This window comes from Spirillospora sp. CA-108201 (assembly GCF_050936235.1).
Taxonomy (GTDB): domain Bacteria; phylum Actinomycetota; class Actinomycetes; order Streptosporangiales; family Streptosporangiaceae; genus Spirillospora.
The window spans coordinates 8,056,309-8,082,725 of sequence record NZ_JBNJNE010000001.1; the positions used below are offsets into that span (position 1 = coordinate 8,056,309).

A 26,417-nucleotide genomic window follows, 5' to 3' on the forward strand; every position below is an offset into this window, starting at 1 on the left:
GTTGACACCGATTTCAGAGAAAAATCAAGAACTACCTGACGCATCCGAAAGATCACCGATTGGTGATCACTGGATCCGCCGGGAGAGCATCTTCAAAAAGATCTTGGAGATCTCTCCGGGCGTCATGGCGATCTGCACGTTGCCGTTCGTCGCCGCGGCGATCTGCTCCAGCTCGCCCCGGTCCACGCCCTTGCCGAACCCGATCATGTTCACCTGGATCGGCTTGTTCGGGTCCTGCATGTCCTTCAGCTGCTTCAGCGTGTCCTGGAGCGACGGGCCGTCCGGGTCGTCGTTCTTCCCGTCGGTGAGCAGCAGGATCGAGTTGCCGAACTCCGGCTTGTAGGAGTCGTTCATGCTCTTGTACGCGGCCAGCATCGTCCGGTAGAGGCCGGTGTCGCCGTCCGGCTTCGGCTTCATCTGGTTGAGCGTGGACAGGACGAGGCCGCGCCGCGTGTTGGACCCGACCCGCTCGCCGAGCGGACCGACCGGCACCGTCTCCTTGTACGGCGTGTTGCCGTCCATGTTCGTCGAGAACAGCCACTGGCCGAGCTCGGTGTCGTTGGACATCATGCTGAGCCCGCCCTGCGACACCTGCGCGATGGCCTGGAGGCGGTTGACGTTCGGCCCGACCTTCTCGGCCATCGACCCGGACACGTCGATCAGCGTCAGCATGCGCAGGCCGAGCGACAGCTTCGACCACGCCTGCATGACCTTCGCGACGTCCTCGCTCTTCGGCGCGGGCAGCTGCCGCGGCCGGGCGGGGCTGACGCCGGCGGCCTCGCCGAACCCGGGCGGCGCCTTGCCGTCGGTCGTCCGGAACCCGGCGTCGAGGACCTCCTTGCGGGTCGCCTCCGTCCGCATCGCCTGCTCCAGCAGGCGGGCGGCCTTGCGCTGGGTGTCGCCCTTGGCGGTGACGGTGAACGGGTAGTCCATCGACAGCGTGCCCTCGATCGGGTACAGCGCGACCGCGGGCTCGGCGGGCTTGCTCCGGTTGTAGGCGTAGAGCGACTGCTCCGACGACAGCGAGATCGGCTGCTTGCCGGTGCGGTCCTTGCGGAAGTGCTCGAACTCCGCCTTCACGTTCGGGACGGTGCTCTCCCGGACGGTCCGGACGATGCCGGTGAAGATCGAGTCCCGGTTGGGGTCGTTCGCCAGCAGCGTGCTCGTGACCATCAGCGAGCCCATGCCCGCCGCGTTCCGCATCGGGTCGGGCACGACGAGCCGCACCGACCCCGCCGGGATCATCTGGTTCTTGGTCACCGCGCCGCCCGCGACGCCGCCCGCGGCCTTCAGCAGGTTGTCCCACGACGGGCTGGCGGTGATGCCCTGCTGCTTCAGCTGCGACGCGAGCGTCTGCGGGAGCCCCACCACGATGGGGCTCGACGCGAGCGAGGTCCTGGTGGACACGACGCCGCTCTTGTCGCCGTCGCCGCCGTCGGTCCGCGCCAGGGAGATCCACAGGGACGAGTCGGGGATCCACACGTCCGGGCGTTCGTCCGCGACGGCCTGCCCGGACAGCTGCGTCGTCACCAGCGACGGCTCGGCCGTCTTCACGATCGCCTTGACGCACTTGCCGTCGACCTTGTGCTTGCCGTCGTTGAACCGCCGGGCGGCCTTCTGCACGACCGGCGCGATGTCGGGCGCCGTCGCCACGGACAGGCTCATCACGTCGCCGCCGGAGCAGCCTCCGCCGCTCTCGGCGAACGCGTAGACGCCCACGCCGAGCAGCAGCGCCAGGCCCACGGCGCCGGCCATCGGCCCGATCAGCGCGGCCGTGCTGCGTTTGCGCCTGCGGCGTCCGTACTCGTAGCCGCCCGAGCCGCTGCCGTAGCCCCCCGAACCGCCGGAACCGCCGGAACCGCCGGAACCGCCTCCGTACCCGCCGGAGTCACCCGGCCCGCCGAAGAAACCCGCCTGGCCGCCGTCCGACCTGCTGATGGCGTCGTACTCGCTGTAACCCGTCCCGGCGAGCGGCGAGGACTCCGGGGGAGGCCCCTGCGGGGACGCGGTCCTCGGCTCCTCGCCGTACCGGCCCCGCGCGTACACCGGCTCCTCGGACGAGAGCGGGGGCGTGAACCATTCGGGCGTCTCGCCGGACGCGCCCGGCGCCATGCCGGGCGGAGCGCCCTGGGGGCCGGCCTGGGGCTGGGCGAGCGGCTGGCCCTGGCCGTCCCGCGCTCCGAACCAGTCGGACGACCCGTCGTTGGCCGGGCCGAAGACGGGGGTGGACGGGTCGAACCCGCCTTCGCCCGCGCCCTCGGGGAAGTCATTGCGATGACGTCCGCTCACGGCTGCCCTCGATTCACCTGAAACCGGCCGATGTTCCCCGGCACTGTAGTAGTACGCCCCAGAGGTTACAAAGGACTCAAAACTGCTGATGACGCAGGTCATGAGCGTGAGCCCCCGACGAACCCGGCGGTGCGCACGGCCGCAGCGCCCACCGGTCGGGGGGTACGAGGGTACGCGAATCCCCCTCTAGAACCGGATTCAGACGGCTCCGGCGGCCGGATCCGGCCGCCGCGCAGCCGGGGCACCGCGCGCCCGGCGGCAGACTTGGGGGATGGCCAGCCTGATCCCCGTCGCCGATCCCGCCGACCCGCGCCTCGCGGACTACGTCCGCCTCCGCGACGTCAACCTCCGCAAGAGCCTGGAGGCCGAGCACGGCCTGTTCGTCGCCGAGGGAGAGAAGGTGATCCGCCGCGCGGTCGCCGCCGGCCACCCCGTCCGCTCCCTGCTGATGGCCGCCCGCTGGGCCGGGCCGCTGGCCGACCTGCTGGACGGCGTGGACGCCCCCGCCTACCTGGTCGACGACGCCACGATGGAGTCCATCACGGGCTTCCAGGTGCACCGCGGCGCCCTGGCGTCCCTCGCACGCCTGCCCCTTCCGTCCGTCGACACCGTCCTCACCACGTCCCGCCGCGCCGCCGTCGGTGAGGACACCGCCGGCGGCCGCGTGCGAGACGCTCGGCCGCCGCGGCGCGTCCTCGTCCTGGAGGATCTCGTCGACCACGCGAATGTCGACGTCCCTGTGCGACACACTGAGCCGCCCCGCCGCATCCTCGTTCTAGAGGATCTTGTCGATCACGCGAACGTGGGCTCTATATATAGGTGTGCTGCAGCCCTGGGCATCGACGCGATCATCCTGTCCCCGAGGTGCGCCGATCCCCTCTACCGCCGGTCGGTGAAGGTGTCCATGGGCGCGGTCTTCGCGATCCCCTACGCCCGCATGACCAACTGGCACGACGACCTGGGCAAGCTGCGCGCGGCCGGCTTCACCCTGCTGGCCCTGACCCCCGACCAGACGGCCACACCTATAGATAAGGCATCGACGGGCGACCGGGTGGCCCTGATGCTCGGTTCGGAGGGTGACGGCCTGTCCTCCCACTGGCTGGACGAGGCTGACGAGCCGGTGTGCATCCCGATGAGCGGCGACGCCATGTCCGCCGGCGTCGACTCCCTCAACGTCACCGCAGCCGCCGCCATCGCCTGCCACACCCTCATGCGTTAGCAGGACAGTCTGTAGATCAGCCTGCTTCGCCGCCGTGCCATGAGCACGTACCGCGACCGGTCGAGCCTGACCACGTCCCGTCAGAGCACAGTGTTCCTCCACCGCTGGGTGGGCTCAGCACAGGGCCGGGAACCGGTGATGGGAAGACAGGAGGATACGACCGCGTCTGGCGCTCAAGCTCTCGCTGTTGCTTGGCAAGCTTCTCCATCAACCTGGCTATCGCCTCTTCCTCGGGATCTGGCGACATGCACGTCTGATTCTTCATGATCAGAATGGCAGGGTCATCCCCCGGTCCACAGTTGATGACTTGCGCAGGAGGTTCCTCCCACGTCGGGGTTGGCTGCGTTGATACGGTAACCGTCACCGTGGGGGAGGGGGCCACGTGGGACGGCTCGTAGTGGTTGCTGGACAGGAAGAACACTGCGCCACACAACGCACAGCCTGCCAACATCGCGCCGATGACAGGCCCCTGTCGGGGCTGAAGCGGGCTGACCACAACGCAAGGCTACGGGTGACGAATTGGGTCGAGCCAGCAACCGCGCAATAGTGGCCACTTCCGGCGATGGAAACCTGTGTCAAGACGGGGTGGAGCCTGACATCGATAATCTCCTTGCGCTGTGTAACGATGGTCTGCCATCGTCGACATTGCCCGCTCGACCATAGTGAGGAGACTCCATGAGCGAAGAACAAGAAGAGCACGAATTCGACCCAGCATGGTGGACTGCCCCCCTTGAGTGTGAGGAAGGCGCAACCCGCTTTGAGTGCCCCAACTTGATGTCGAGCTATTTCGAGGCCGCCCTCCAAGAGGCTAATGTCGAAGCCACACAGCGCTACGTGCTTGCTGCTCTGGCTACTGTCTCATCTGCCTTGCTTGTTCCAGACAACTGGCTGGAGCCGTTCACCCCAGCCATGCAAATTGCGGGACGGCGTACGGCTCTGCCTAGCGACCTAAACGAGGACCAACTGGCCCTGCTTGCACGACTCGCACCGCTAATTGAGCACCCCATGCTTCAAGCTCGTGTGGCAGACGTGGCCTGGTTCTATGGCGATCGTAGCAAGGTCGAAATTATCGACATTGCAATCAACGCGTATCGAACTAGTCCGCTGGATTCGCGGACATGGGGGAATCACGGTCGAGACGCCTGGGCTCGTGCCTTTCAACTCGCTAAGCGTCGAGGTTCCACAGGCAAGGCAGTCATCCAGGAAATGTGTCAGCAACTAGAGGAACGCATACTAAATAGCACAGGCGCCGACGGTCATATGATCACCTCGTTGTCTAGCCTGCTGACAGCCCATTGTCGACTTGGTAACGAGGCGGCACTGCGACTTGCACGCAAGCTTGCGTCGCTCGCGCAGGAGGTGGGGGAGCAAGAGCCACGACTTTCGCGCCACTGTGAGCGTGAAGCCAGCAGCTGGTTCCGCCGAGCGGGTGACGCTGCAGCAGCATATGCCTGTACTGCACGAGTTGCCGAAACTTATGCGTCCGAAGCGCAACAGCGCCTTGTTGCGGACGCCTCGGGCAGTCAAGCCGCTGGCCTCTCTCTGGAGAAGGCGCTGGCCACTATCCGCGAGTTGCCCACAGCATACCGACGAGAAAATGATCTCGACTCTCGCTTCAAGGAACTGCAGGCTAAACTCGCCGCTACGCGTATGACCACCCTTGAGGCGATGATTCACCTTGAGAGCGATCCGATCGACCTCACAGAATACGTCGCAGAGGCTCGTCAAAACGTCGCTGGTAGAGAACAACTCGAAGCACTGGTACGACTCGCTGGCTTCGTTCCTCTCACAGATCCTGAGCGAGCGCGGAGTAATGCGGAAACTCGGGTTGCTGGCAGCCTTAGGCGCCTCTTCTCGCAAGCTACCTATACTTCGGACGGTCGTAAGGTAGCAGCCAGTGCCGGAGGCATCGATGACACCGACAACCAAATCTGGTCGGAGATCATTCGTGAATTCGAAATTCGAATCCAGTGTGTCAGTCTCGGTGCCATACTTCCCGCGCAGGAGATAGTGACATTCGAGCATCGTTATACTTTCGACTACTTCATGCAACTCTGCCTTGAATCTCCCGGCATTCCACCGGCACATGAAGCTCTGTGGGCGCAAGGGCTCTGGCATGGTCTCAATGGCGATTACGCGTCAGCGGCTGCCCTTCTCATCCCGCAGGTGGAGCATCTTGTCCGTCATCATGTCAATCAGCGCGGCATCTCAACCCGCCTTGTTGATGACGAAACCGGCGTTGAAAATGAGAAGAGCCTCAACGCGCTCCTCACCATTCCGGAGGCCACCGAAATATTCGGGGGTGGGCTGGCGCTTGAACTACGTGCTCTCCTTGTGGAGAAGCAGGGAGCCAACCTGCGAAACGATATCGCCCACGGCCTCCTGACCGATGCTGCCGCTTGGAGCTATGCAACGGTATACGCATGGTGGCTTTGCTTGCGCGTCATGGTAGTTCCTCTATGGCAATTGCGAAATCAGCAAGCCACGTGAAGAGGGAGTCCCTGGGCAGGGCTTTCTGTAGAAAGTTGGCGTTCACCTACGTGGCGGACGACGGAACACAATGGCGTGGTGTAGAGATTAGAAGTAGGTGACATTGTGGTAGCAAAGTCGACGAAGAGGGTGAAATTGTCGCAGTCAGCCAAGGACTGGCTGTGGTCCGAATCTGGCGGGCACTGCCAGAATCCAAACTGTTGTGTTGATTTGCATGGCTTTCTAGTAGACAAGCACGTGGGTGAGTTGGCGCACATCATTCCGGCAAACCTGAGAGGCCCGCGAGGTCAAAGTGAACGGGAGTTGACCGAGACAGGGCGCGCCATGCGGGAGAACATAATCATGCTATGTCCAACGTGTCATACGTTGATCGATAAAGCTCCTGAAAAGTATCCTGCTGACCTTCTTCGTAACTGGAAGCGGCGTAGTCAACTAGCGCGCGCAATTGCCCATGGGACGCCAGAGTTCGCTTCCTCTATCTCCGCCACTTACCTCTGCGATCTACTTTATGTATCCGAAGACAAGATCTACAGGAGACTAACGAAAACTCCGCACATTAATACGGGAGAAAACCCTTTGGCGTCGCGTGATCTAGTCATGCAGGCCATTATCGAGATTGAAGCTCAACGCTATCCGCGCCCGTATACTGCCCTCGGCCTCGAATCTTACGAGTGGATAACCTTCGATCTCGAAATGAAGTTCCGAACAGCTTACGGCGATAGCGAACTCCCTCCCGAGGACGTTGCTCTATTCGCAAGCAGTAATGCATATTTGCACAGAGATGTCCCTCGGAAAACAAATCTCCTACTGTGTGGATCTCAAAAACACTTGCGCACGCACTCTATTGAAGGTGGCCGAATGGGGTCCGACACCCATTGGCTCCATGTGTTGATTCTAGAAATTCAACGTCGCTATGAAGATGGGATCGACTTTATACCAGAATTCATTACCGAAGTTCTGCAAGGGAAGGTAAGTCAAAGCTCCATAGAACTCTCGGCCCTTCACACATTTCAGAGCTGGTGCGAAAAGCCCGGTCGGGGCCGTCTGCGTGGACATGCGACAGTGTTGATGGATATTGATCGTGCTGACTTCCCTTTTCGGTTGGTGGTCGCTAGCCCGCTTTATGTCGAGAAGGCTCCACCAGTCGTACGCGCCAGATAAGGTGTCCGGTATAGACGAATCCAAGTCTGTTATGCGATACCTAGGTCGCTACGGGCTTGATCTCTAATCTCAGCCAGTATGACAAAGACTTTCTGCTTGTCGCCCCACAATTCACTCCCTTCCTGGCCGTCAAGCAACTTGATAGCTTTATTCACAAAAACACTGTAGGGCATATGGATTTTCCGTATCAGGGCGCGAACCTCCGAACTCCAGTAGAGTCCTGCAAAACACAATTCTTCTGGCGGAACAATAATGTTCCATACATCTCCCCGCAGCATGAGTTCTACCTTCTCCCGCACATCTCGGTGTGTAGAAGTAACCACACCTGCATAGATTTCATCTAGAGTTCGCTCCAGTTGAATAAGCCATTTGGCTAGCTGTTCATAACTTGCCTTTCTTTCGAGGTGTTGACGGTCCTCCTTGTATGCATTTAGATGCATTTCTGTGTTGACTTTGGCTAGTTCCAAGTAGCAGTGAAAGCGACGTTCGTCACTCGTTATTTTTTTGGCGAGCCTCCGAAGCGTCATCTTAGTTCCGAGCAGGTAACCAATAGCAATCAAGGCAGTAGTGGCTCCGAGTTCAACAAAAGTAGTGCTGATCATCTCAGTAGACATGCGTCTATTGTCCCACAGTGCGGCCGCCCGAAGAGGTATATCCCATATTTTTCCGATATGGGTAGTGGATTGATCTGGCAGTTGCTGACTGCCACATGCAAAGAATTGGATGGTTGTGAGGAGTTCGCGCGTTTAGGTTGATGTGATCAGCTGGATCTACCATACTCAACCCAGGACAATGGTTTTCATCTCCAAATGGGGGGCTTGTGAAGGTTGCGTTCGTGGGTAAGGGCGGTAGTGGGAAGACGACTACGTCGTCGCTGTTCATCCGGTATCTCGCCAAGGAGGGGGCGCCGGTGGTCGCGATCGATGCGGACATCAATCAGCATCTCGGCGCGGCCCTGGGGCTCAGCGATGCGGAGGTGGCCAGCGTGCCGGCGCTGGGAGCGCACCTCGACGTCATCAAGGAGTACCTCAGAGGCGATAACCCACGCGTCGCCTCCGTGGCCCAGATGGTGAAGACCACGCCACCGGGGCGCGGTTCGAAGCTCCTGCGGATCGGTGGTAGTGACCCGATCCATGCCCTGTCGCGTCGGTTCGGTGGCGTGACCTTCATGGTCGCCGGCCAGTTCGACGAGAAGGACTTGGGGGTCTCCTGCTACCACGGCAAGACGGGTGCGGTTGAGATGTACCTCAACCACCTCGTGGACGGTCCCGGAGAGTACGTCGTGGTGGACATGACGGCGGGGGCGGACACGTTCGCCTCTGGGTTGTTCACGCGGTTCGACGTGATGTTCCTCGTCGTGGAGCCGACGAGGAAGGGCGTTGCCGTGTACCGGCAGTACACCGACCATGCACGGGACTTCGGGGTGAAGATCGCGGTCGTGGGCAACAAGGTTCAGACGAGCGAGGATGAGGCCTTCCTCCGCTCACAGGTGGGAGATGACCTCCTGACGTGCATGGGACATCAGCCAGCCGTCCGGGCGATGGAGCAGGGCCGTCCCTTCGACTTCAGCGCGCTTGATGGCGCTGGCCGAGAGGTACTTAGGCGCCTCCAGGCTGAGGTGGACGCGCAGCCGAAGGACTGGGCGAAGTTCTCTCGGCAGGCGGAAGAGTTTCACGTCAAGAACGCTGAGAGCTGGGCGAACAAGGCGGTGGGCGTCGATCTCACGACGCAGATTGATCCGGAGTTCAGCATGGCTCTCGAAGCGTCGGTTTCGGGTTAGCGCCTTCACAGCGTCGCAGGTCACGAGGACGAGTTCGAGGGCTCCGGAGTGTCCTCAAGAGAGACTCGTGTCGCAGGAAGCCGGGCGGGAGGGGTGGGCGGTATCTGCGGGGACGCGAGGGTCTCCGCAGCCGCCCTGAACGTTTCGGCCCTGCACCAATGAGCTCGGGCTTTGTGGTGCTCTTTGAGCAGGATGCATCGGAAGGAACCTTCCATGTGCATCCTGCTCTGTTGGTGCAGATAGAGGCGAACGAGTGGGCTGAGAGGGCGTAGCAGGGCGCTGTGGAGGCGAAGCACTTGGGAGCTCCTGTGATCAGATCCGCGGACAATGCCGCATTGAGAACTTGTCTCGGTGGCGCGATCTCAGCAGGAGATCCGCTCTTTGAGGATGCGTCCGATGTACTCGGCTGCATCCTCCACCTCGTTGCAGGGGCGAAGGTGGCTGTCGGTTCCGCGTCCGCGTAAAGCTTCGTGGAAGCTCCATCGGCCGTCGGGCTCAGTTCGTACGTAGATCCAGATCTCAACGCCTTTGACGCCGGGGGCGTATATCCGGAGGACGGGGCAGGAGAGTGGTAGCCCAGCGGGACGGTAGAGGCGAACGCTTCGCCAGCCAGCCGCATCGAGCGCTACGGCGAGAGAGTCCAGGTACCGTAACGCGGTGTTGTGTGCGACGCGTGTGCGGCAACGCATGGTGTGGCGCTCGACGATGCCGCACACGCGATTGATCAGTTTGCGGGCCACGCGGCGAGGCGCGCCCAAACGATCTTCCCTCCCTCGCTGATCGGGCGCGTGCCCCACTTGAGTGCGATGCCTTCGACGGTGAGGAGTCCGCGGCCGTCGAGATGCGTGTCGCTTCCCGGGCGTACGACCGGTTGGCCCCCTCCCTGGTCCCAGACCTCGATGACGAGGATGCCGTCACGCTCATCCCGATAGACGCGGACGATGATCTGTCCCGTCCCGTGGACGAGGGCGTTAGTGACCAGCTCCGAGACGATCAGGCGACCGTCGGAGTCATCGGTGATACCCCACTCGCGGTAGCGGTCGGCGAGGAAGCTGCGCGCCATGGCCGGCGCCCTGTCAGTGGGGTCGAGGATCAGAGGTGGGGGCTCTGGGACTTGAACGGTTGCGTGCATCGATACGACCTTTGGAGTGTCTCCGGATGTCGGTTGGCACCGATGGTGATCAACAGCGGTGGGCGGGTGTTCGCCATTGGGAACGGTCGCCTCCGGTTTGCCGTTGAAATGCCGTGACCACAGTCGCAACCGTGAGTTACTCTCGGCTATGAACCCTGAGACGGGTCCGCTAAACCGCAGCCCCGGACCACGAAACCTCCGACCGGGTTTCGGAGAGGAGTCGGCTATGGGATCACGCCGTGAAGCGTACGAAGATCCGGCAATCCAGACATTCGCGGCTGAGGTAACGGCCTGGCGCTCGGAAGCGCAACTGAGCAAGCAGGAACTAGCCGAGAAGCTTGGGTATACGCCGCAATGGCTTGGTCAGATCGAAGCCGGCAAGAACATCGCTTCGGAGAAGTTCGCTCAGGACCTCGACACTTTCTTCAGAACTAACGGCCTGTTCTCGCGTCTATGGAGGCGCATCCTCGACACGCGGCACCGTACTGTCCGGCCTCCAGGATTCGACCACTATCTTGAGTTGGAAGGAGAAGCGGCCACGGTCCGGGCCTTCGACGTTGCCATGGTCAATGGCCTGTTGCAGACCGAGAGTTACATCCGGACCGTGGTCGGACGGAATCAGAGGCCGGAGATCGTTGACCAGCTCGTCAAGGACCGCCTGAAGCGGCAGGAGTTGTTTACCGCTGACGATGCGCCCCAGGCATGGTTCACCATCGACGAGTTCGCTTTGCGGCGCGTAATCGGGGGCCCCGCGATAGTGCGTGAGCAACTTCAGCACCTGCTCACTATTAGCGAGTTGCCTAACGTCTGGATCGATGTCGTCCCGCAGGATACCGGGTACTATCCGGGGTTGGGTGGGAGTTTTATCCTGCTCAGTTTCTCGGACCTGCCCGATGTGGCGTACATCGAAGCCGGCGGGCAAGGAATGCTGCTCCGGGAGAAGAAGTCAGTTGCTGAGTGCGCCGTGTTGTATAACCTTCTGCGAGGTGACGCGCTCCGAACCGAGGAGTCGCGTCTGCTGATCGAAAGGTTGATGGAGGAACTCGGATGACGAACTTGCCGGGACCATTCGACGTCCGGTGGCGGAAGGCGAGCCGTAGCGATCACCACGGAGGGGCGTGCGTCGAGGTTGCGCACGCGGCTCCGGCTGTCGGAGTCCGTGACTCGAAAGATCCGGACGGACCGGTACTGAGGTTTGCGGCGCCCGAATGGTGTGCTTTTGTGCGCCGCGTTAAGGGCTGCCAACACGACCTGACATGACGTGCTTATGAGTCCTCAGACATGTTGAGAATGATCACGTGCGGCGCCCTAAGCTGCGCGCTGTCTATGAGAGAATCCCTCCATGGTCGACCGTGATCAGCACAGCTCCCCGTATCAGGCCATCGTCGACGACCTTCAGACGAAGATCAAGAAGGGAGACTTGCCGCCCGATTCGCCCGTGCCCAGCGCGCAAGAGCTGGTCCAGCAGTGGGGCTGTGAGCTGACCGCGGCCCGTCGAGCGCTGATCGCGCTGAGGAATCTTGGCGCGATCTACTTCCTGGCTGGTCAGGGCGCCTTTGTTGCGAAGAATCCGCCCCTCGTAAGGACCCATTGGGACCGCTTCCAGCGCCCACATGCCAAGGCAGCGTATCGACGGGAGTCGGAGCGCGCGGGCATGGAACTCAGCGTGGAGCATTCCACTGAACGCGCGGAGGCTCCCGCTGGCGTTGCGGAACGTCTCGGCATCGACGAGGGCGACCCGGTCACCGAGACCTCTTACGTCATCAGCATGGGCGGGAGTCCGGTCTCCTTCAGCGTGGCATGGGAACCTCTCGCGATCACGGATGGTACCGAGATCGAGTTGCCACATGAAGGGCCGTACGGCGGGCAAGGGATCGTCCCTCGTTTCGACGCGATCGGCTACGTCGTGGAAACTGAGGAAGAAGTCCTGCAAGTTCGTATGCCTGAACCGCATGAGCAGGCGCAACTTGACATTCCCGCTGGCGTCCCAGTGATCCAGATATGGCAAACGTTCTGGGCAGGAGATATGCCGGTCGAGGTCGCGAAAATTATCTACCGGGCTGACCGGTATGAGTTCCAGTACCGGACGACGATCGACTAGGCGTCGTCGCCTTTCTGGGCGGTCGACGGGAGTCCGTGGTCGTATTCGTTGCCGCAGTTCCGGCACGTCCTAAAGGGAACTTCCTCGCCGAACGCGAGATCAATCTTCGTTCTGATCTCGCTGTCATTTGCGCTGCAGCGTGGGCATCTCTGGGAGTCGGTGTCTTCTGCGGTCATCACTCACTACCCAGGTTGAGGCGTGTGCTCTCGGCAGGCCACACCGTGACCGTGTGATCGAGCGGGTGTCCCGTTTGATCCTGCGTGGTCTCTGCCCGGACGAGTACACAGGCCGTGGGTCGAAGCCCGAGCATCGCGGCTTCCGAGTCGGTTGGGTGGCGCGCTGAGACGTGTCGCTGTGCCTTCCCCAACGTCGTGCCGCAAGCGGAAGCTAGGGCGTCATTCCATGCGCCCGTAACTGGTTCCGCTTCGGCAAGCGCAGTGCCCTGGGCGAAACCGTGATCCATGTAGCTCGCTCGAAACTCGACCGGTGTCCCGTGCTCGTCAGTCGTGAGACACCTCCGGACCACTACGGGCGAGGTCGCCTCTTCGAGAGCTAGCGCCATGGCGACCTCTGCAGGTACCACTTCGGAGCGCACATCGATCGTGGTCCGTTCGGCCTCAGAACCTGCGGACCCCCCTGCTGTGATCGTCACGGAGGGCCGAACGATCAACCCGGCAGACTGGTCATCGGTGGGATTCGCGGTCGGCTGGCGAGTCTTCCCGGCGGTGTGCTGAGCACGGGGCCCGGCCGAGACATGTCCGCGTGTCCCTTCAGGGCGCGCGTAGCCGGCCGCCACCACCTCAGCGAGCGCCTTACGGGCGGTGGTGGTGCTGATGGCCATCTTCGCCGTGAGTTCCCGGACTGACGGCAGGAGAGCCCCGGACGGGTATCGGCCCGACTTGATCTCGCCTATCAGCTGATCCCGAATCACCTCGTAGAGGTTCGGTTTCGAGCCCGTCGCACGTGCGTCCGCTGGTGACGATGCAGCGCCAGCCATGATCGATCGGCTCCTCTCACCTGCGTCGATGCCTGGTCCTTGGTCACTGTAGCGCGCACGGCTGTATGCGTCCAACTGTCTGCACACAGCATGACGCGTTCAAGTGTTAACGCGAAAGTGTGCGCTAACGTCTTGACGCGCACAGCTGTGCGCTCACAAGATGGATGTGTTCGCGCTTCCCGAGAGTGCGACAGGACGAGAGGGGTGATCCCACATGCCGTACGCAGACACGAACCAGCGAACGCGGCTCATCACCGGTCTCCGCGCCCTCGCCGAGTACCTCGAAGCCAACCCCGAGGTGCCGGCTCCCTGCGGAACGGAACTCATGGTCTTCGTCCAGGGCAGCGACCACGCCCAGCGGATCGAGATCGACCGCGTCGCCAGCCTCGTCGGGACGAAGGTCTCCGCTCCCGACCCGTTCAGTCGCCACTACCGAGTCACGCGGGACTTCGGCCTCGTGACCTACAGCGCGATCGCGATCCCGAACGCCGTTCGCGCCAGCTACGACGCCCTGATGACCTACGACGGCGCCGTCATCGCGGACGCCTCCGAGGAGATGTGACCGATGCCCTCCGCGCTTCTCATGCTTCTGCTCGCCGTCTTCCTGACCGGTGGTGCCCTCGGCGTCTTCCTGCTCCTGCTCGTCGGTATCCACATCGAGGAGCACCGCATGAGCCTGACCGGCACGCCCAGCTCCAGGACGACGGCCTCAACACGCCGGTTCCTCGGCGTCACGGTCCGGCACCAGACCCACGAAACGACCCGTAAGCCCGCGGGCCTGAAGAGGTGACTGTGCGAGTTCCCCACGACCTACAAGGACGTTCCTGCCCCTGCGGCGCCCGTACCGAGATCGGCAACCGGCGGTGCCACAAGTGCCGGTCCCGCTCCCGCTGGCGGCGTCGCAAGTCCCGCCACGACGGAATCTGAAAGGACGGTCCCATGTCCGCGACCGATGCACTTCCGACCGCCGTACCGCAATCCGTACCCGATGAAGACGACGGCCCGGTAAGGGATTGGTGGGTCGTGATCGGCATGACCATCGCGGCCGTCTCCGCTGCGGTCGCCAGTTTCGCCGGCCTGTACGGGCTGGCCACCGTCGCGGGTTGGCCCGTACGGCTGGCATGGCTTCTACCGATCACCATCGACGCGCACGCCATGACCTCGGCGCGCGTGTGGCTGGCGAGCACGACCCGTTCAGCCGCCGCGCGCCGATTCGCCCGGACGAATGCCCTCGGCGCAATCGCTATGAGCATCACCGGCAACGCCGCGTACCACGCGATCGGGGCCGGACTGATCGACCTCTCATGGCCGATCGTCGTCCTTGTCGGTGCCGTACCGGCCGCCGTACTCGGACTCACCGCACACCTTCACGCGCTCCGCAGCCGGATCGACGCTCCGCACCTTGTCGAGGACGCACCGACAGTCGTCACGGAGGACGAGCTCTCCTCTCGTCCGAAACGACGAGTACGGCGCCCACCACGCCGTACCGACGAGGAACTCATGGACGCTGCGCGGTTCGCCGATGCCCAGTACCGGCAGATGCACGGCCGTCCCATCACCCGCGACGCTCTCCGGACGTCCCTGAGGATCAGCACCCCCAAAGCCACGGAACTACGCCGGCAACTCAATGACCCGGACGAGGCCGAAGACTCCGACCGCCCGTAGGGCCCTGACCCGAGATGCCCGCTCGCAAGCACGGAAGGAGGTGATGCATCCGATGAACGTTTCGATCCCGCTCGTCGCCATCCTCGGTGTGGTCGCGTACGTCGCGTGGCGCTACATGGGCCTGCGCGTCTGGCACGCGCTCATCTGCCTGTTGTTCGGCTTCTTCCTGGCCGCTACCAGCGCCGCGCCGGAGATCCGCCACCTGGTGGCCGCGATCGTCGAGTGGCTCAGCGCAAGCCAGCACTGACGACGATCCCGGACGTCCCAATGACCCCGACTAAAGGAGGGGATGCCCTAGTGACCAACTCCCCGTACCACCCGAAGATTGACCTTCAGGAGGCCATCAACCGCAGCCGAACTGCCCTCCGCATCGTCGCCAACACGTGGCCAGACGAGTCGCTCCCTGCCATCCTCCGCAGGAACCTTGACGAAGCCCTCAACGCGATCCCCTCTCTGGCCGCGGAAGTCGAGCGGCTCAGCACCGAACTACGCGACACCCGCATACACCGCGCCAACCTCGCAGCGGCCGCACGCGCCACCCTCAACGCGCATCGCGACGGGGAACGCGACCCGCTCTCGTACCTGATCGACGAGCTTCACACCCAGGGGTACGACGCTGAGGGGCGCGCATGAGGAACCGGCAGATGAAGCGCCACGCGCGCCGCATGCGCCGCAACGGGCTTCAGCCCATGGTGGTCATCGACTCCAACGGGCCGATGCCGGACCTTGCAGCCGTCGTCATCGCCCGCGGACTCTGGCGCTACCGCTCCGAAATCGGGCCCGTCGCGCTGGCCTTCGCCCTCGTCATCGCCGCTCTGATCCTCCACATGTCACACCCCAGGTGGTGGTTCGGCATCCTCGTCGCGGCCACCGCGACCGCATCGGCTCTGGCCCTCGTCGGCGACCGCGTCGGCCTGTCGCTCCGCATCGAGCGCGCGTACGCGGCAACCGTCGCGCTGAGCGCCGGGGGATGGCTGGCCGCAGCGACAGCACTCGGTGCTACCTACCGGCCGCTAACGCAGATCATCCTCGTCGGCACACCCGTCCTGTCCATCCCGTGGTGGGTACACCGACGCCGGCGCGCCCGCGTCCGAGTCGAGCGCACACTTGCCGCGTGGCCGGAGATCTCGCAATCGGTGGGACTGGCAGGCTCCCGCGTCATGTCCGCCGTGGTGGACGTGTGGGGATGGCGCGCCCGATTCGGGCTGGCGCGCGGCCAGACGATCCAAGACGCGATCACCAAGATTCCCGCGCTCGAATCCGCACTCGGGACGTTCCGAGGAGCCGTCCGCGTCTACCCGACGCGTGACGATCGCGCGAACCGATTCGAGTTGCGGGTACTCAACATCGACCCGCACGCAAACGCCATCGCATGGCCGGGACCGTCCGTCACCACCATCACGGAACCGATCGACCTCGGCCCCTTCGAGGACGCCTCACCCGCACGCGTCATACTCCTGCGCCGGCACGCCCTCATCGGAGGCATCGCAGGATCGGGCAAGAGCGGCGGCATCAACGTCCTCATGGGCAACCTGTCCGCATGCGAAGACGTCGTCATCTGGGCCATCGACCTCAAGCGTGGCATGGAGCTCCAGCCGTGGGCACCGTGCATCGATCGACTCGCCACCACACCGGAGCAAGCCCGCGCACTCCTACGCGATGCCGTCGCGATCCTTGAGGCACGCGCAGATCACCTTGCCTCAACCGGCCGGCGCGTGTGGGACCCGTCGCCGCGCATGCCCGCACTCGTGATCGTCATCGACGAGTACGCCGAACTGGCCGATGATGCGCCGGAGGCGACTACGTTCACCGACTCGATTGCGCGCCGCGGACGGGCCGTCGCCGTGACCCTCGTCGCTGCGACCCAGCGTCCCACTCAGAAGGCCATGGGCAAGGGCGCGGTTCGCTCGCAGATGGACGTCCGCATGAGCTTCCGCGTCCGGGAGCGCAAGGACGTCGATCTCATCCTCGGGCAAGGGATGCTCAGCGCCGGCTGGCACGCTCACACCCTCAACGCGCCCGGCAAGTTCTTCCTTTCCGCTCCGGAACACGACATCCCTCGTCGCGCCCGCGCGTTCCTGCTCAGCGACGAGACCGTGAGCGAAGCGGCGAGGAGCCAAGCGGGAGGACGACCGACACTCGACGAGGTTTCTCGACGGGCGCCCGAGGAAGCCGTCAGTCTCGTGAGTTCGGACGCCTCCGGGAAGCGCCCAGAGCCCTCCCTCGACGAGCCGGCGCCCCTCGACGGACCCGAGTCCAGGGAGGGCCCTGAAACGGCTCTGTGGACCTTGCTGGCGACCGCCCCCGAGGAGGGTGTCCCGGTGCCTCTGCTCGTCCAGGCGAGCGGCAAGAGTCGGCGGTGGGTCTACTACCAACTCAACGGGTTGGCCAGCTCGGGCCGCGCGATCCAGGTGACACGAGGACGCTGGCGCGCTGTTCGAACGGCTGGCGACGACTCTCCGTAGCGGTGCAGGGGGTTGTGCATGTGCACCCCCGCGCGCGTCTGCACGTATGGGACGTGGCTGCACATTGCACGTGCACGTTCCCCCCACTGTTCTCGGCCACGCACCGTGAGGGGAGGTGAGGCCACACGGGGAGATGTACACCAGCGCAGACACCCACGGAACGGGAGTGTTGGGATGAGTTCTGGAAGGTAGCCGCTCATGTGCTCGCCAACGTCGAACGCAGACGGCGCGATCAGACGGTACGACCACGAGACGACGCCAAGCGTTGAGCCTGCCCCTGCCGATGGCCATCGGCAGGGGCAGTTGCGTTAACGGCTCATTCGTCGGCCCAGTACGGGACTATGCGCGCCTTCTCAGGGTTCGTCCACCCGCCCGGCTGGATCTCGATCCTCCTGACGACCCTGGTGAGCATCTCGTGGCGCTCTTGCGGCGTCGCGTCGTCCCAGAGGTCGGCAAGGGTCGTGAAGATGGACCGGTAATCGACGTCAAGTCCCTTGGCCTCTGCCTTGGCTGCGCGCTCGCTCGCTTCCGCCGCTGTGAGCGCCTCGTCGATCTCTGCCTTCCTCTCCCTGTAGTCATCGCGATCTACGTCCCCGTCCGTGTAGAGGTCGACGAGCCGCTTGCGCTTGGCTTTCAGGCGCTTGATCTCGGTGCGCGACGCTTCGAGGTTGGTCGTCGCCGTACGGGCCGCGATCTCACGGCGGGCGTCCGCCTCAACCGTCTCCCCGCCCTTCGCGTTCTTGAGAACCCACTCGCGGACGTACGCCTCAAGACGCGCGTTGCTGGCCACAGCGCCGGGGCAAGACTTGGACTCCTGCCGCTTGCGGCATCGCCAGACGTGATATTGCCGCGCTCCGTTGCGAGCGCTGATCATGCTCGTCTCGCATGCCTTGCAGACGACGAGGCCGGAGAACGTGTGCGCGACGGTTCGGAGACGAGGAGTCTTGAGCGCGTTCGCCAGCCGCTTGTCGCGGTACCTCTCCCAGAGATCGGCCGAGATGATCGCTTCGTGCGCACCCTCACGCCAGACGTCGAACGCTGCGATCGTGCGCCCGTTCGTCGCTGCGTCCGGTGGCACGGAGCGCTCACGAATCAGCCCGGCAGCGAAACCGGTGTCCAGGGTTCGGCCGAGTGCGGTCGGGGTGAAGGCGTTGCCGCGCGTCGTCCGGTAACCGTTGGCGTTGAACTCGAACGCCAGCGACCGCATGGACTCGCCGTTCACGAACCGCTGGTAACACGACTTGAGGGCGGGTGCCGTCTCGGGATCGATGACATAGCCCTGTCCCTTCACGTACGTGTAGCCGAAACGAGGCGCGGTCGTGTGCGGCAGGCCGAGACGGCGCCGGCGGCCGTGCGCCTCACGCCAGCTTTCCGCCATCTGGTTGGACTGGAGTTCCGCGATGGCGAGCATCTGGTCACGCGTGAACTTGCCGACGCTCGTCGTCGTGTCGAAGTCCTCCGTGACGGCGATGACCTGTCCGCCCGCCTGTTCCACCTCCGAGAGGTAGAGGCGCGACTGGAGGAGGTTGCGGCCCCAGCGCGACCACTTCCACAGGAGGACGGTGTTCCAGCGGCCCGACTTGATGCCCTCGACGATGTAGTCGACCGACCGGCGAGCGAAGTCACGCCCGGACAGGTCGAGATCCTCGACGCGTTCCACGATGGGGAATCCATGCCGCGCGGCGTAGGTGTCCTGCTCGTGTGCCTGAAGCTCAGGGCTGACCATCTCTTCGCGCTTGGTGGACACTCGCGTGTAGGCGACGGCGAGAACGGGGGACTGGTCCGCACGCTCGGACGGGGGCATGTTCGCTCACCTGCTTCGTAGGCCCGGTGTGTCTTTCATTGCAGTCTACGAACGTGGGTTCCATCTACAGGTGCGCCGCGGCCCTGGGCATCGACGCGATCATCCTGTCGCCGAGGTGTGCCGATCCCCTCTACCGGCGTGCGGTGAAGGTCTCGATGGGCGCGGTCTTCGCGATTCCCTACGCCCGCATGGCCAACTGGCACGACGACCTGGGCAAGCTGCGCGCGGCCGGCTTCACCCTGCTGGCCCTGACGCCCGACCAGACGGCCACCCCCGTCGAGAAGGCGTCCATGGGCGACCGCGTGGCCCTCATGCTCGGTTCGGAGGGCGACGGCCTGTCCTCGCGCTGGCTGGACGAGGCCGACGAACCGGTGTGCATCCCGATGAGCGGGGACGCCATGTCCGCGGGCGTCGACTCCCTCAACGTCACCGCGGCCGCCGCCATCGCCTGCCACACCCTCATGCGGTAGCGGGGCGTCTGGAGGCCGGGCGGTTCACCGTCGTCCATGCCGAAAGAAGAGGACGGCCCGCAGGCGCTCCCAGCGCCGGCGGGCCGCCCCCCTGTCGGTCAGCTGCGGAAGGTCGCGCTGTGGATGTCCACCGGGTTGGCGGTCTGGCCGGCGGACGGGCGCCAGGTCGCGCCGTAGTCGTCGGACACGGCGGTGCCGGTTCCGTTACCGCCGTACCGGTTCCACCGGTCCTGCTGGTACACCGTGACGAGATGCCAAGGCCGCTTCGGGTCCCGCGCCACCATGGGCTGGACCTCGCTGTTCGGGTTCAGGACATGGCCGTCGCCCTCGGGAAGTCCGCACCCCGGCGGCAGCGCGCTGGTGCCCGACACCGGCACCACGCTCGCGGGATCGGAACCGTCCGCTGAGGCGGCCTGAACCGCGAAAGCGAAGGTGAACATGGGGGTCTCGCAGGGGACGCCGTCACCTGGCCGGCAGGGCGTTCCCAACGGGCGCCGAACGGCGCGGCCGACATGACAGCCCAAGATCGACTTCATTTGCCCTTACGCTTCAGCACCTCCTTTTCAGGCTGCCGGGGCTCGCCTGGGGGCGCATATTGGACGATGTCCAACCTGGTCTCGAACGGTGCGCCGGTCCGCCGAAAATGAGGACGGCCATCAAGGGGCTTCCGGCCGATCGAGCCGCCCGGCGAGCGAAGGGGGCCGGGACCGTGGAACGCGGCCTACGCGACGGCGGCCTCGTCGTCCCGGTCGGCCAGGAGCCTGGCCAGCCGCTCCCTTTCCATGAACGCCCAGTCCTCCGGGTCGTCCTCCCAGACGACGAGCTCGTCGGCGTCGAGGCCGGCCATGAACTCCTCGTGGAGGCCGGACGGGTTCTGCCTGACCGGGTCGGAGAACTGCCACACCTCCACGGCGGCCCTCAGGTCGCCGCGGTCGGCCAGCAGTTCGGCCAGCCGCCTCGTCGTCGGCGCGGCGTCGCCGTAGGCGCGGGCCCACACGCGCAACGCGGCTTCCAGGTCGCCGTGCTTGGCCAGCAGCTCGCCCAGACGTCCGGCCGCGTCCCGGTCGCCGGCCTCCGCTCGGGCGCGCAGCTCCACGATCTCGTCCTGGTTCGGCACTCCACCGTCTGTCCGAATTTCCATTACCGGTCACCTCTTCCGGGGGCAGCAAGGGCGCTGGCAAGGAACAGCCGCCCCGGGAAGGTAACCATTTCCAGGAAGCCTCAAACCGCTTCCCTCCAGCGAGTCTGCGGGGCGTGCACCTGAAGCGGGGAGGACGGGCGTGAGGCCGCCGCCGTTTCGGCGGGTATTACGGACGTCCGCCACCAATCCTCAAGACGCTCCACGCGATCCGGGGTTTTCGCTCGCGTTGGAACGGGCCCGTCGGTGCCGCGCCGTCCGACGGCGGCCACGGGCGCCGTTGTCCTCCACCGGCTTCCGTGACGGTTCGCGGGTGGACGATCCGCGTCGGCCCAGACGGTCGAAATTACCGTGCGCGGGCATTTTCGGACCTGTTCTTCGACGTCTTCGACGGATGCGCGTGAGATTCTCTCTTTCCAGGGGCCGCCGTCGCCGAGCCGCCCGTGAAGGGGTGCCGGGCGTCCCCGGGATCACCGGCCGAACATGCCGCCCCGCGGTCGCCGGTGCGTTCCCCTGGGCCGCCTCGGGGCCCCGGCGGGCAGCCGGCGGCGGCCGAGTCGCAGCTGCGTCAGCAGCAGTGAGAACGCCACCATCAACGCCGCCAGCCAAGCGATCTGCGTGCTGGCCATCCGCTCGAACGTCAGATCCTGCGCGACGGGTGCCTTGTTGCCCTGGAGACGGCTCTGCGGCGTTCCCGCTCCGGGGGCGGGGCTCGGCGCGACGGACGGGCTCGGCGCCTGGATGGACGGCAGCGCCACCTGGGGGTTCTGCGGCTCGAACGACGAGTTCGGCGACGTCTGGACGGACCCGTTCGTCCCCGTGCCGTTCCCGGAGGAGCCGTTCCCGCCCGACCCGCCGCGGGACGCCCCCGAGGACGAGGAGTGCGACGGCGTGGGCGACGGCGTCGTCGGCTTGCGCGACGGCGACTTCGTGGGGGACTTCGAAGGGGTCTTCGAGGGAGTCGGGGTGGGCGTCTTCGTGGGCGGCTTGGACGGGACGACGTACGTGAACGTCGTGGTCCCGGCGACCGGGGCGAGGTCGGCCGCGTCGACGGTCACGGTGATCGTGTAGACCGCCGTGGCCTTCGGGCCCTCCTTCGGGACCGTCACGTGCGACCTGACGGGGGCGCTCCTGCCCGAGGCCAGGTCGCCGACGGCGCACCCCGCCGACGTGAACGGCGCGCCGCAGTCACCGGTCACCGTCGTGCCCTTGAGGGTCGCCGTGACGCCGGTGACCTTGATGCTCGCCACGTCGCCGCCGACGGCCGTGACCGTCGTCGTGACGTCGAGCGAGTCGCCGGGGTCCAGCCTGGTCGCGGTCGAGGCGACGTCCACCTGGAGCTTGCCCGCCGCGGGAGATGAGGGATCCGACCCTGAGGGGGAGGGGGCGGTGTCGGCCACGGCGGACGCGCCGCCGGCGGCGAGGATGGCCGCCGTGCCGAGCCCCACAAAGATCGGTTTCACCGTCGCTCGGCAGATCACTGCCGCGCACCTCCGTCGCGTCGCCGTTGAGCGCTTCCGTCCGAGGGATCGCCTCGGCACACATGCGAACACGGATCCAAGGGCCAAATCAACCCCGTCCGGTCAGACGAACTCTTCCCGGACGTCCTCAATCTCCGCCCCCGGCGCCCACGCCTGCCAGATTCCCTGGTCGACGCGGTCGAGTCCGAGCGCCTCGGCGACCGGCGCCCGGCCGCCCGCGTACTCGACCCGCACCCACGTCTCGTGCTCCCCGACGATGACGAAGCGCTCGCCGCGCCAGCGGCACGTCGTCCGGACGTAGCGGAGCTCCTCGACCTCCGACGCCGGGACGATGCGGCGGAAGCGCCCCGGCCGCAGCTCCTCGAACCCGTCCGTCGCCCCGGGCGCGTACAGCCTGATCTCGCCGTCGGCGCCCGGCGCGGCCTCGAAGTCGCGGCCGAGCCACCGCGCGACGTACCCGTCCCGGTTCACTGCGCGGCCTCCGTCCGTCCGTCCCATGCCTCGGCGCCGGCGTCCGGCCGCAGCCAGGCGAGCCGGTCGGGGTCGTACATCGCGATGAACCGCTCGGACCGGTCCCTGCCGATGTAGTACATCTCCGCTCCGTACGGCAGCCGGACGCTGGTCACCTTGTACTCGCGGATCGACCCGGCGCTCCCCGGCGCGAAGCCGTTGCCCGTGAACGGCGGCCGCTCGACCACCCAGCCGGACTCGCCCCAGGACGCCATCTCCTCCTCGTCGCGCCCGCCGAACGGGACGCGGTACAGGTCGGGGCAGTACGCCGGCCAGCGGATGACGTACACGCCCTCGTCGTCGAGGGTGAACGTGGAGTCGGAGAACAGCAGCCCGAGCGCCTCGTAGAGCTGGGAGGGCGTCTGCAACTCGGCCACGTCGCCGGTGGAGTGGACGAAGCCGCCGACGCGGTCGTACCCCTGCTCCAGGTACCAGGCGACGTGCCCGTGCGGGACGACCTTCTGCATGATGGCCGGCGAGGAGACGCGGTCCTCGGGGTCGGACGGCGGCTGCGGCACCGGTTCCCGCCGCGGCGGCGGCAGCGGAACCTCCGGCCGCGCCTGGACGAGCCCGACCCGCACCGCCCACTCGCTGAGCGACCGCACCTGGTCGCCGTGCAGCGACGCCCCGATGTGCGTCCCCGGGTTGAGCACCATGGCCCAGTCCTCCCGGGGCCACGCGCCGATCAGCTCGCGGAAGTCGGCGTACACGAACCGGGACTCCGGCAGCACCTCGCGCAACCGGACCATCGAGGTGAACACCTGCACGGACACCGCGTCCCGCAGAGCCGCGTCCCACCGGAACTCCCGCTGCACCGGCGTCACCTCAAGCGGCGCGTCGTCGGGAATCGGCACGAGCACGTTCGCGTTCAGCAGCACCCGCAGGAAAGCGTCGGAGTCGCCGCCCGAAGCCGCCTCGAAGAGTTCCTGGTCGATCCGGTTCCCCGGTTCGAACGCGGGCTCCGGCTCTTCGACGGCGCGCAGCGCCCGGCCCGCCCCCGGCTCTCCGGCGGGCACGCCGTCCCCGCCGCCTGCGGCGTCGTGCCCGTCCGCCTGGCCAGGGTGCACGGCGTCCTGGGGAACCGCCGCGAGGCCGCTCGGCGCCGCCTCACCGGGGCCGGCCGGGCCGGGCGCCGGGGTCGGCGTGCCAGATGCGGCGCCGGCGGGATCGCTGCTCAGGGCGCCCGCGTCCTGCCCGCTCACCTGACCGGGCCGCGCCTCCTCGACAGGCGCGACAGGCCCCGCGACACGACGGTCGGCACCTTCCGGCAAGCCTGGGACGGCACTGTCTCGTCCGGCTCCATGACCCGGATCGGTGGCCGCACTCGGCGGTACGGCGGGAGCGGCCGCGAAGGGGCGGTCCGCGTCATCTCGACCACCAGGCGCCACAGCCCCGAGGGATTCGGCGCCCTGCGCCTCAGGCATGGGAGCCGCCGGGTGCGGCGGTTCGCTGCTCGGGGACGCGGCGCCGGGAGGGCTCGGCTCCACGGGCGTGCTCGGCGCGCCAAGGGGCGCGGTGCCCTGAGGAGCGGGCTCGGGAGGAGCCATGTTCGGTGAGGTGCTGGACGCGTCCGTGAGGTGGCCGGCATCGCCGGGGCCGCGAGCGCTGGGTGCGCCCAGGTGATGGCCCGCGCCGTCGGGCAGGCCTGGCGTGGCGTCGAGAGGCCCGGCGTTCTCCGGTGCCGGCCCGGGGAGGCCGGGCTCTGCGACGCCGCCGGACGGGGCGGCCGTGCCGGGTTCGGTTGAGCTGGGCGGGCCCGCGTAGGGGCGGCCCGCGTCGCCCGGCACGCCCGGTGCGGGGATCGGCGTCTCGGAGTCCTGAGGGGTGGCTACGGGGAGGCCGGTTTCGACTACGCCGCCGGGCGCGGGCTCAAGGGGCCCGGTGCCCTGGGGAGCGGGCTCGGAAGGAGCGATGTTCGACGGGGTGCTGGACGCGTCCGAAAGGTGGCCCGCGTCGCCCGGCCCGCCTGGGCCGGAGCCGGTTGAGCTGGGCGGGCCCGCGTAGGGACGGCCCGCGTCGCCCGGGACGGCGCCGAGGGGTTCGGGTCCGGCCATGTGGCCTGGGTCGATGGCCGTGCCGGACGGGTCCGCGAGGTGGCGGGCCGACGGCCCCGGCACGGGGCTCGGAGGATCGCCGGCCGGGGCGTCGCCCGCCTCGCCGAAGTGCGCGGGGGGCGTGGGCACGGGTTCGGGAGGGCCGGGCTGCGCGGCGCCGCCGGGCGCTCCCGCATGGTGACGGCCCGATTCCGCGGGCGCGGGGACGGCGGGCTCGTCCGCCGGCGGCGCTCCCGCGTGTCGGCCGAGGCCGGGGGCGGGGCCGGGGCCGGGGGCGGCGGGGTCGGCCGGGACGGCGGGGGCCACCGGCACCGAGGGGGCGTCGGGCGGCGGCGGAGCCGCGGCGGACGGGGGAGCGGGCGGACCGCTGAGCGTGCGGACCTGCTCGCCCGGCATGGACGCGTCGATGGGCGTGCCCGGGTTGAGGACGAGCGTCCACGAGGCGTCCGGCCAGGCGGTGACCATCTCCAGCAGGCTCGGCATGATGAAGCGCGACGTGCCGATCGCCTCGTTCATCCACTTCAGCGACGTGAAGATCTGGATCGACGTCCGGCCGTGGACCCGCACCGGGCGCCACGGGAACTCCTGGTCGCCGGGGACGATGCCCCACGGGGTCTCGGCGTCCACGGGCACGAGCACCTGGGCGCCGAGGAGGATCTTGAAGAAGGCCTCGGTGTCGCGGCGGCGGGCGGCGTCGAAGAGGCGCTGCTCGATGTCGTTCTGGGGCTCGAAGCGCTCCGTCATCCGCTGGGCGGCGCGCTGGTCGGCCCAGGTGGCGAGGCCGGGGAGCTGCTGCGCGAGGACGGTGCCGCCCGCGGGCGAGCCCGAGTTGATGGCGAGGAGCCAGTCGTGGTCGGGCCAGTAGCGCAGCGCGATGGTGAACGGCAGCGGGATGTGCTCGGTGCCGGGCCCGGACGCCTCGGCCAGGCGCTCCGGCGAGGTGAAGACCGGGACGACGGTGGAGCCGTCGACCTCCCGCGTCTGCCACGGGAAGCCGGGGCGGCCCGGACGCAGCGAGAAGTCCATGTCGTCCGGGACGGGCAGCAGCACGTCGGTGGCCGCCAGCGTCTGCAGGAACAGGTCGTGGTCGTTGGTCGCGGCGGCCCGCAGCAGCTCGCGCTCCACGTCGTTGGCCGGCTGGAACTCCGGCCGCGGCGCCTCGCGGGGCAGGTCGCGGTGCTGGTCGCGCAGCTCCTCCCACGGCGGGGACGAGCGGCCGACCTGCGGGGGGCGGCCGTCGCCGTCGGCGACCTGCCGGACGAACCAGGCCGGCAGCCGCGCCTCGATCGGCAGGACGGCGGGGACGCCGCGCGCGGGCGCGTCGACGGCGAGCCACCAGCGGTCGTTCGGCCAGCTCTCGGCGATGTCGCCGAACCGGACGGTCATGAAGTGCTGGTAGGACGGCCCTAGGCACGCCCGCATCGCCGCCGCCGACGTGTAAACCAGGACGTGGACCCGGCCGTCCTCCTCCTGGGTGGGCCACGACGGCTGCGCCTCCCCCGCGAGGACGCCGTCCACCAGCTCGGGCCGGACGGGGACGACGAGGTCGGCGTCCGACAGGAGGCGGAAGTAGCTCTCCTGGTCGCCGGCCCGTACGGTCTCCTGCAGTCGGTGCTCCAGTTCCGACGTGGGTCGCCACGCGTCGGCCACGGTCGCCACCC

Annotated in this window: 23 protein-coding genes and 1 pseudogene; 14 read left to right on the forward strand and 10 right to left on the reverse strand. The window is 66.4% G+C overall.

Annotated features, from left to right (window positions below; genetic code table 11):
* Window positions 1-66: 66 nt before the first annotated feature.
* A complete protein-coding gene (locus tag ACQEU6_RS38710; protein WP_499338658.1) occupies window positions 67-2,289 on the reverse strand; it encodes a substrate-binding domain-containing protein in 2,223 nt (740 codons plus the stop codon).
* Window positions 2,290-2,560: 271 nt separating this feature from the next.
* On the opposite strand from ACQEU6_RS38710, the gene ACQEU6_RS38715 reads away from it, so the two are divergent.
* The 3 genes from ACQEU6_RS38715 (at window position 2,561) to ACQEU6_RS38725 (ending at window position 7,159) form a co-directional block, all read left to right on the forward strand.
* The gene (locus tag ACQEU6_RS38715; RefSeq protein WP_499338659.1) at window positions 2,561-3,508 is read left to right on the forward strand and encodes a TrmH family RNA methyltransferase; all 948 of its coding nucleotides are present in this window, start codon (window positions 2,561-2,563) and stop codon (window positions 3,506-3,508) included.
* Window positions 3,509-4,183: 675 nt separating this feature from the next.
* Window positions 4,184-5,998, forward strand: a complete 1,815-nt coding sequence (locus ACQEU6_RS38720) for a DUF7380 domain-containing protein (protein ID WP_499338660.1) — start codon at window positions 4,184-4,186, stop codon at window positions 5,996-5,998.
* Between the two features lie 237 nt (window positions 5,999-6,235).
* A complete protein-coding gene (locus ACQEU6_RS38725) occupies window positions 6,236-7,159 on the forward strand; it encodes an SAVMC3_10250 family protein (protein WP_499338661.1) in 924 nt (307 codons plus the stop codon).
* A gap of 29 nt (window positions 7,160-7,188) precedes the next feature.
* Here the strand turns inward: ACQEU6_RS38725 and ACQEU6_RS38730 are convergent, their stop codons facing one another.
* Window positions 7,189-7,773, reverse strand: coding sequence for a hypothetical protein (locus tag ACQEU6_RS38730; protein WP_499338662.1), 585 nt, complete (start codon window positions 7,771-7,773; stop codon window positions 7,189-7,191).
* A 206-nt stretch (window positions 7,774-7,979) separates the two neighbouring features.
* Between ACQEU6_RS38730 and ACQEU6_RS38735 the strand changes: the two genes are divergently transcribed.
* Window positions 7,980-8,939: an ATP-binding protein gene (locus ACQEU6_RS38735; RefSeq protein WP_499338663.1), complete on the forward strand. Its 960-nt coding sequence runs from the start codon at window positions 7,980-7,982 to the stop codon at window positions 8,937-8,939.
* 724 nt (window positions 8,940-9,663) lie between these two features.
* Here ACQEU6_RS38735 and ACQEU6_RS38740 read toward each other — a convergent pair.
* A complete protein-coding gene (locus ACQEU6_RS38740) occupies window positions 9,664-10,002 on the reverse strand; it encodes an ATP-binding protein (protein ID WP_499338664.1) in 339 nt (112 codons plus the stop codon).
* A gap of 295 nt (window positions 10,003-10,297) precedes the next feature.
* Here ACQEU6_RS38740 and ACQEU6_RS38745 point away from each other — a divergent pair, with 295 nt between their 5' ends.
* The 3 genes from ACQEU6_RS38745 (at window position 10,298) to ACQEU6_RS38755 (ending at window position 12,172) form a co-directional block, all read left to right on the forward strand.
* Entirely contained in the window at window positions 10,298-11,122 is an 825-nt protein-coding gene (locus ACQEU6_RS38745) for a helix-turn-helix domain-containing protein (protein WP_499338665.1), read from the forward strand.
* Complete coding sequence (locus ACQEU6_RS38750) at window positions 11,119-11,331, forward strand: DUF397 domain-containing protein (protein ID WP_499338666.1); 213 nt, start codon at window positions 11,119-11,121, stop codon at window positions 11,329-11,331. Before ACQEU6_RS38745 ends, ACQEU6_RS38750 begins: the two co-directional genes overlap by 4 nt.
* 82 nt (window positions 11,332-11,413) lie before the next feature.
* A complete protein-coding gene (locus tag ACQEU6_RS38755) occupies window positions 11,414-12,172 on the forward strand; it encodes a GntR family transcriptional regulator (RefSeq protein WP_499338667.1) in 759 nt (252 codons plus the stop codon).
* Between the two features lie 175 nt (window positions 12,173-12,347).
* On the opposite strand, the gene ACQEU6_RS38760 is transcribed toward ACQEU6_RS38755, so the two are convergent.
* The gene (locus ACQEU6_RS38760) at window positions 12,348-13,169 is read right to left on the reverse strand and encodes a GntR family transcriptional regulator (RefSeq protein ID WP_499338668.1); all 822 of its coding nucleotides are present in this window, start codon (window positions 13,167-13,169) and stop codon (window positions 12,348-12,350) included.
* 214 nt (window positions 13,170-13,383) lie between these two features.
* Here ACQEU6_RS38760 and ACQEU6_RS38765 point away from each other — a divergent pair, with 214 nt between their 5' ends.
* The 6 genes from ACQEU6_RS38765 to ACQEU6_RS38790 all read left to right on the forward strand — a co-directional run bounded on the left by ACQEU6_RS38765 (window position 13,384) and on the right by ACQEU6_RS38790 (window position 17,299).
* Window positions 13,384-13,731 carry a hypothetical protein gene (locus ACQEU6_RS38765; protein WP_499338669.1) on the forward strand — a complete coding sequence of 116 codons (348 nt, stop codon included), beginning with the start codon at window positions 13,384-13,386 and terminating at the stop codon, window positions 13,729-13,731.
* 3 nt (window positions 13,732-13,734) lie between these two features.
* On the forward strand, window positions 13,735-13,959 hold the full coding sequence (locus ACQEU6_RS38770) for a hypothetical protein (RefSeq protein ID WP_499338670.1): 225 nt from the start codon (window positions 13,735-13,737) through the stop codon (window positions 13,957-13,959).
* 149 nt (window positions 13,960-14,108) lie between these two features.
* Window positions 14,109-14,834: a DUF2637 domain-containing protein gene (locus tag ACQEU6_RS38775; RefSeq protein ID WP_499338671.1), complete on the forward strand. Its 726-nt coding sequence runs from the start codon at window positions 14,109-14,111 to the stop codon at window positions 14,832-14,834.
* Between the two features lie 52 nt (window positions 14,835-14,886).
* Window positions 14,887-15,081 (forward strand): hypothetical protein, encoded by a 195-nt coding sequence (locus ACQEU6_RS38780; RefSeq protein WP_499338672.1) that lies wholly within the window; start codon window positions 14,887-14,889, stop codon window positions 15,079-15,081.
* Between the two features lie 50 nt (window positions 15,082-15,131).
* Window positions 15,132-15,467: a hypothetical protein gene (locus tag ACQEU6_RS38785; RefSeq protein WP_499338673.1), complete on the forward strand. Its 336-nt coding sequence runs from the start codon at window positions 15,132-15,134 to the stop codon at window positions 15,465-15,467.
* Between the two features lie 11 nt (window positions 15,468-15,478).
* A complete protein-coding gene (locus ACQEU6_RS38790) occupies window positions 15,479-17,299 on the forward strand; it encodes an FtsK/SpoIIIE domain-containing protein (RefSeq protein WP_499338674.1) in 1,821 nt (606 codons plus the stop codon).
* 316 nt (window positions 17,300-17,615) lie between these two features.
* Here ACQEU6_RS38790 and ACQEU6_RS38795 read toward each other — a convergent pair whose 3' ends face one another.
* A complete protein-coding gene (locus tag ACQEU6_RS38795; protein ID WP_499338675.1) occupies window positions 17,616-19,103 on the reverse strand; it encodes a recombinase family protein in 1,488 nt (495 codons plus the stop codon).
* 50 nt (window positions 19,104-19,153) lie between these two features.
* Here ACQEU6_RS38795 and ACQEU6_RS38800 point away from each other — a divergent pair.
* Window positions 19,154-19,573, forward strand: a pseudogene (locus ACQEU6_RS38800) (TrmH family RNA methyltransferase); the annotation flags it as partial.
* A gap of 98 nt (window positions 19,574-19,671) precedes the next feature.
* On the opposite strand, the gene ACQEU6_RS38805 reads toward ACQEU6_RS38800, so the two are convergent.
* From ACQEU6_RS38805 to ACQEU6_RS38825, 5 genes are all read right to left on the reverse strand, one after another.
* The gene (locus tag ACQEU6_RS38805) at window positions 19,672-20,013 is read right to left on the reverse strand and encodes a hypothetical protein (protein WP_499338676.1); all 342 of its coding nucleotides are present in this window, start codon (window positions 20,011-20,013) and stop codon (window positions 19,672-19,674) included.
* 281 nt (window positions 20,014-20,294) lie between these two features.
* Window positions 20,295-20,714 (reverse strand): hypothetical protein, encoded by a 420-nt coding sequence (locus ACQEU6_RS38810; protein ID WP_499338677.1) that lies wholly within the window; start codon window positions 20,712-20,714, stop codon window positions 20,295-20,297.
* A gap of 467 nt (window positions 20,715-21,181) precedes the next feature.
* On the reverse strand, window positions 21,182-22,174 hold the full coding sequence (locus ACQEU6_RS38815; RefSeq protein WP_499338678.1) for a hypothetical protein: 993 nt from the start codon (window positions 22,172-22,174) through the stop codon (window positions 21,182-21,184).
* 120 nt (window positions 22,175-22,294) lie between these two features.
* Window positions 22,295-22,663, reverse strand: coding sequence for a UCP033725 family protein (locus ACQEU6_RS38820; protein WP_499338679.1), 369 nt, complete (start codon window positions 22,661-22,663; stop codon window positions 22,295-22,297).
* The gene (locus ACQEU6_RS38825; RefSeq protein WP_499338680.1) at window positions 22,660-26,415 is read right to left on the reverse strand and encodes an SseB family protein; all 3,756 of its coding nucleotides are present in this window, start codon (window positions 26,413-26,415) and stop codon (window positions 22,660-22,662) included. Before ACQEU6_RS38825 ends, ACQEU6_RS38820 begins: the two co-directional genes overlap by 4 nt.
* Window positions 26,416-26,417 lie beyond the last annotated feature (2 nt).

Excerpts from the sequence above, each read along its gene's own strand:
- ACQEU6_RS38775 (WP_499338671.1), top strand. The coding sequence starts at position 14,109 with ATGTCCGCGACCGATGCACTTCCGACCGCCGTACCGCAATCCGTACCC.
- ACQEU6_RS38810 (WP_499338677.1), bottom strand. The coding sequence starts at position 20,714 with ATGGAAATTCGGACAGACGGTGGAGTGCCGAACCAGGACGAGATCGTG.
- ACQEU6_RS38770 (WP_499338670.1), top strand. The coding sequence starts at position 13,735 with ATGCCCTCCGCGCTTCTCATGCTTCTGCTCGCCGTCTTCCTGACCGGT.
- ACQEU6_RS38755 (WP_499338667.1), top strand. The coding sequence starts at position 11,414 with ATGGTCGACCGTGATCAGCACAGCTCCCCGTATCAGGCCATCGTCGAC.
- ACQEU6_RS38720 (WP_499338660.1), top strand. The coding sequence starts at position 4,184 with ATGAGCGAAGAACAAGAAGAGCACGAATTCGACCCAGCATGGTGGACT.
- ACQEU6_RS38780 (WP_499338672.1), top strand. The coding sequence starts at position 14,887 with ATGAACGTTTCGATCCCGCTCGTCGCCATCCTCGGTGTGGTCGCGTAC.
- ACQEU6_RS38805 (WP_499338676.1), bottom strand. The coding sequence starts at position 20,013 with ATGTTCACCTTCGCTTTCGCGGTTCAGGCCGCCTCAGCGGACGGTTCC.
- ACQEU6_RS38740 (WP_499338664.1), bottom strand. The coding sequence starts at position 10,002 with ATGGCGCGCAGCTTCCTCGCCGACCGCTACCGCGAGTGGGGTATCACC.
- ACQEU6_RS38745 (WP_499338665.1), top strand. The coding sequence starts at position 10,298 with ATGGGATCACGCCGTGAAGCGTACGAAGATCCGGCAATCCAGACATTC.
- ACQEU6_RS38750 (WP_499338666.1), top strand. The coding sequence starts at position 11,119 with ATGACGAACTTGCCGGGACCATTCGACGTCCGGTGGCGGAAGGCGAGC.
- ACQEU6_RS38760 (WP_499338668.1), bottom strand. The coding sequence starts at position 13,169 with ATGGCTGGCGCTGCATCGTCACCAGCGGACGCACGTGCGACGGGCTCG.
- ACQEU6_RS38795 (WP_499338675.1), bottom strand. The coding sequence starts at position 19,103 with ATGCCCCCGTCCGAGCGTGCGGACCAGTCCCCCGTTCTCGCCGTCGCC.
- ACQEU6_RS38790 (WP_499338674.1), top strand. The coding sequence starts at position 15,479 with ATGAAGCGCCACGCGCGCCGCATGCGCCGCAACGGGCTTCAGCCCATG.
- ACQEU6_RS38765 (WP_499338669.1), top strand. The coding sequence starts at position 13,384 with ATGCCGTACGCAGACACGAACCAGCGAACGCGGCTCATCACCGGTCTC.
- ACQEU6_RS38730 (WP_499338662.1), bottom strand. The coding sequence starts at position 7,773 with ATGTCTACTGAGATGATCAGCACTACTTTTGTTGAACTCGGAGCCACT.
- ACQEU6_RS38715 (WP_499338659.1), top strand. The coding sequence starts at position 2,561 with ATGGCCAGCCTGATCCCCGTCGCCGATCCCGCCGACCCGCGCCTCGCG.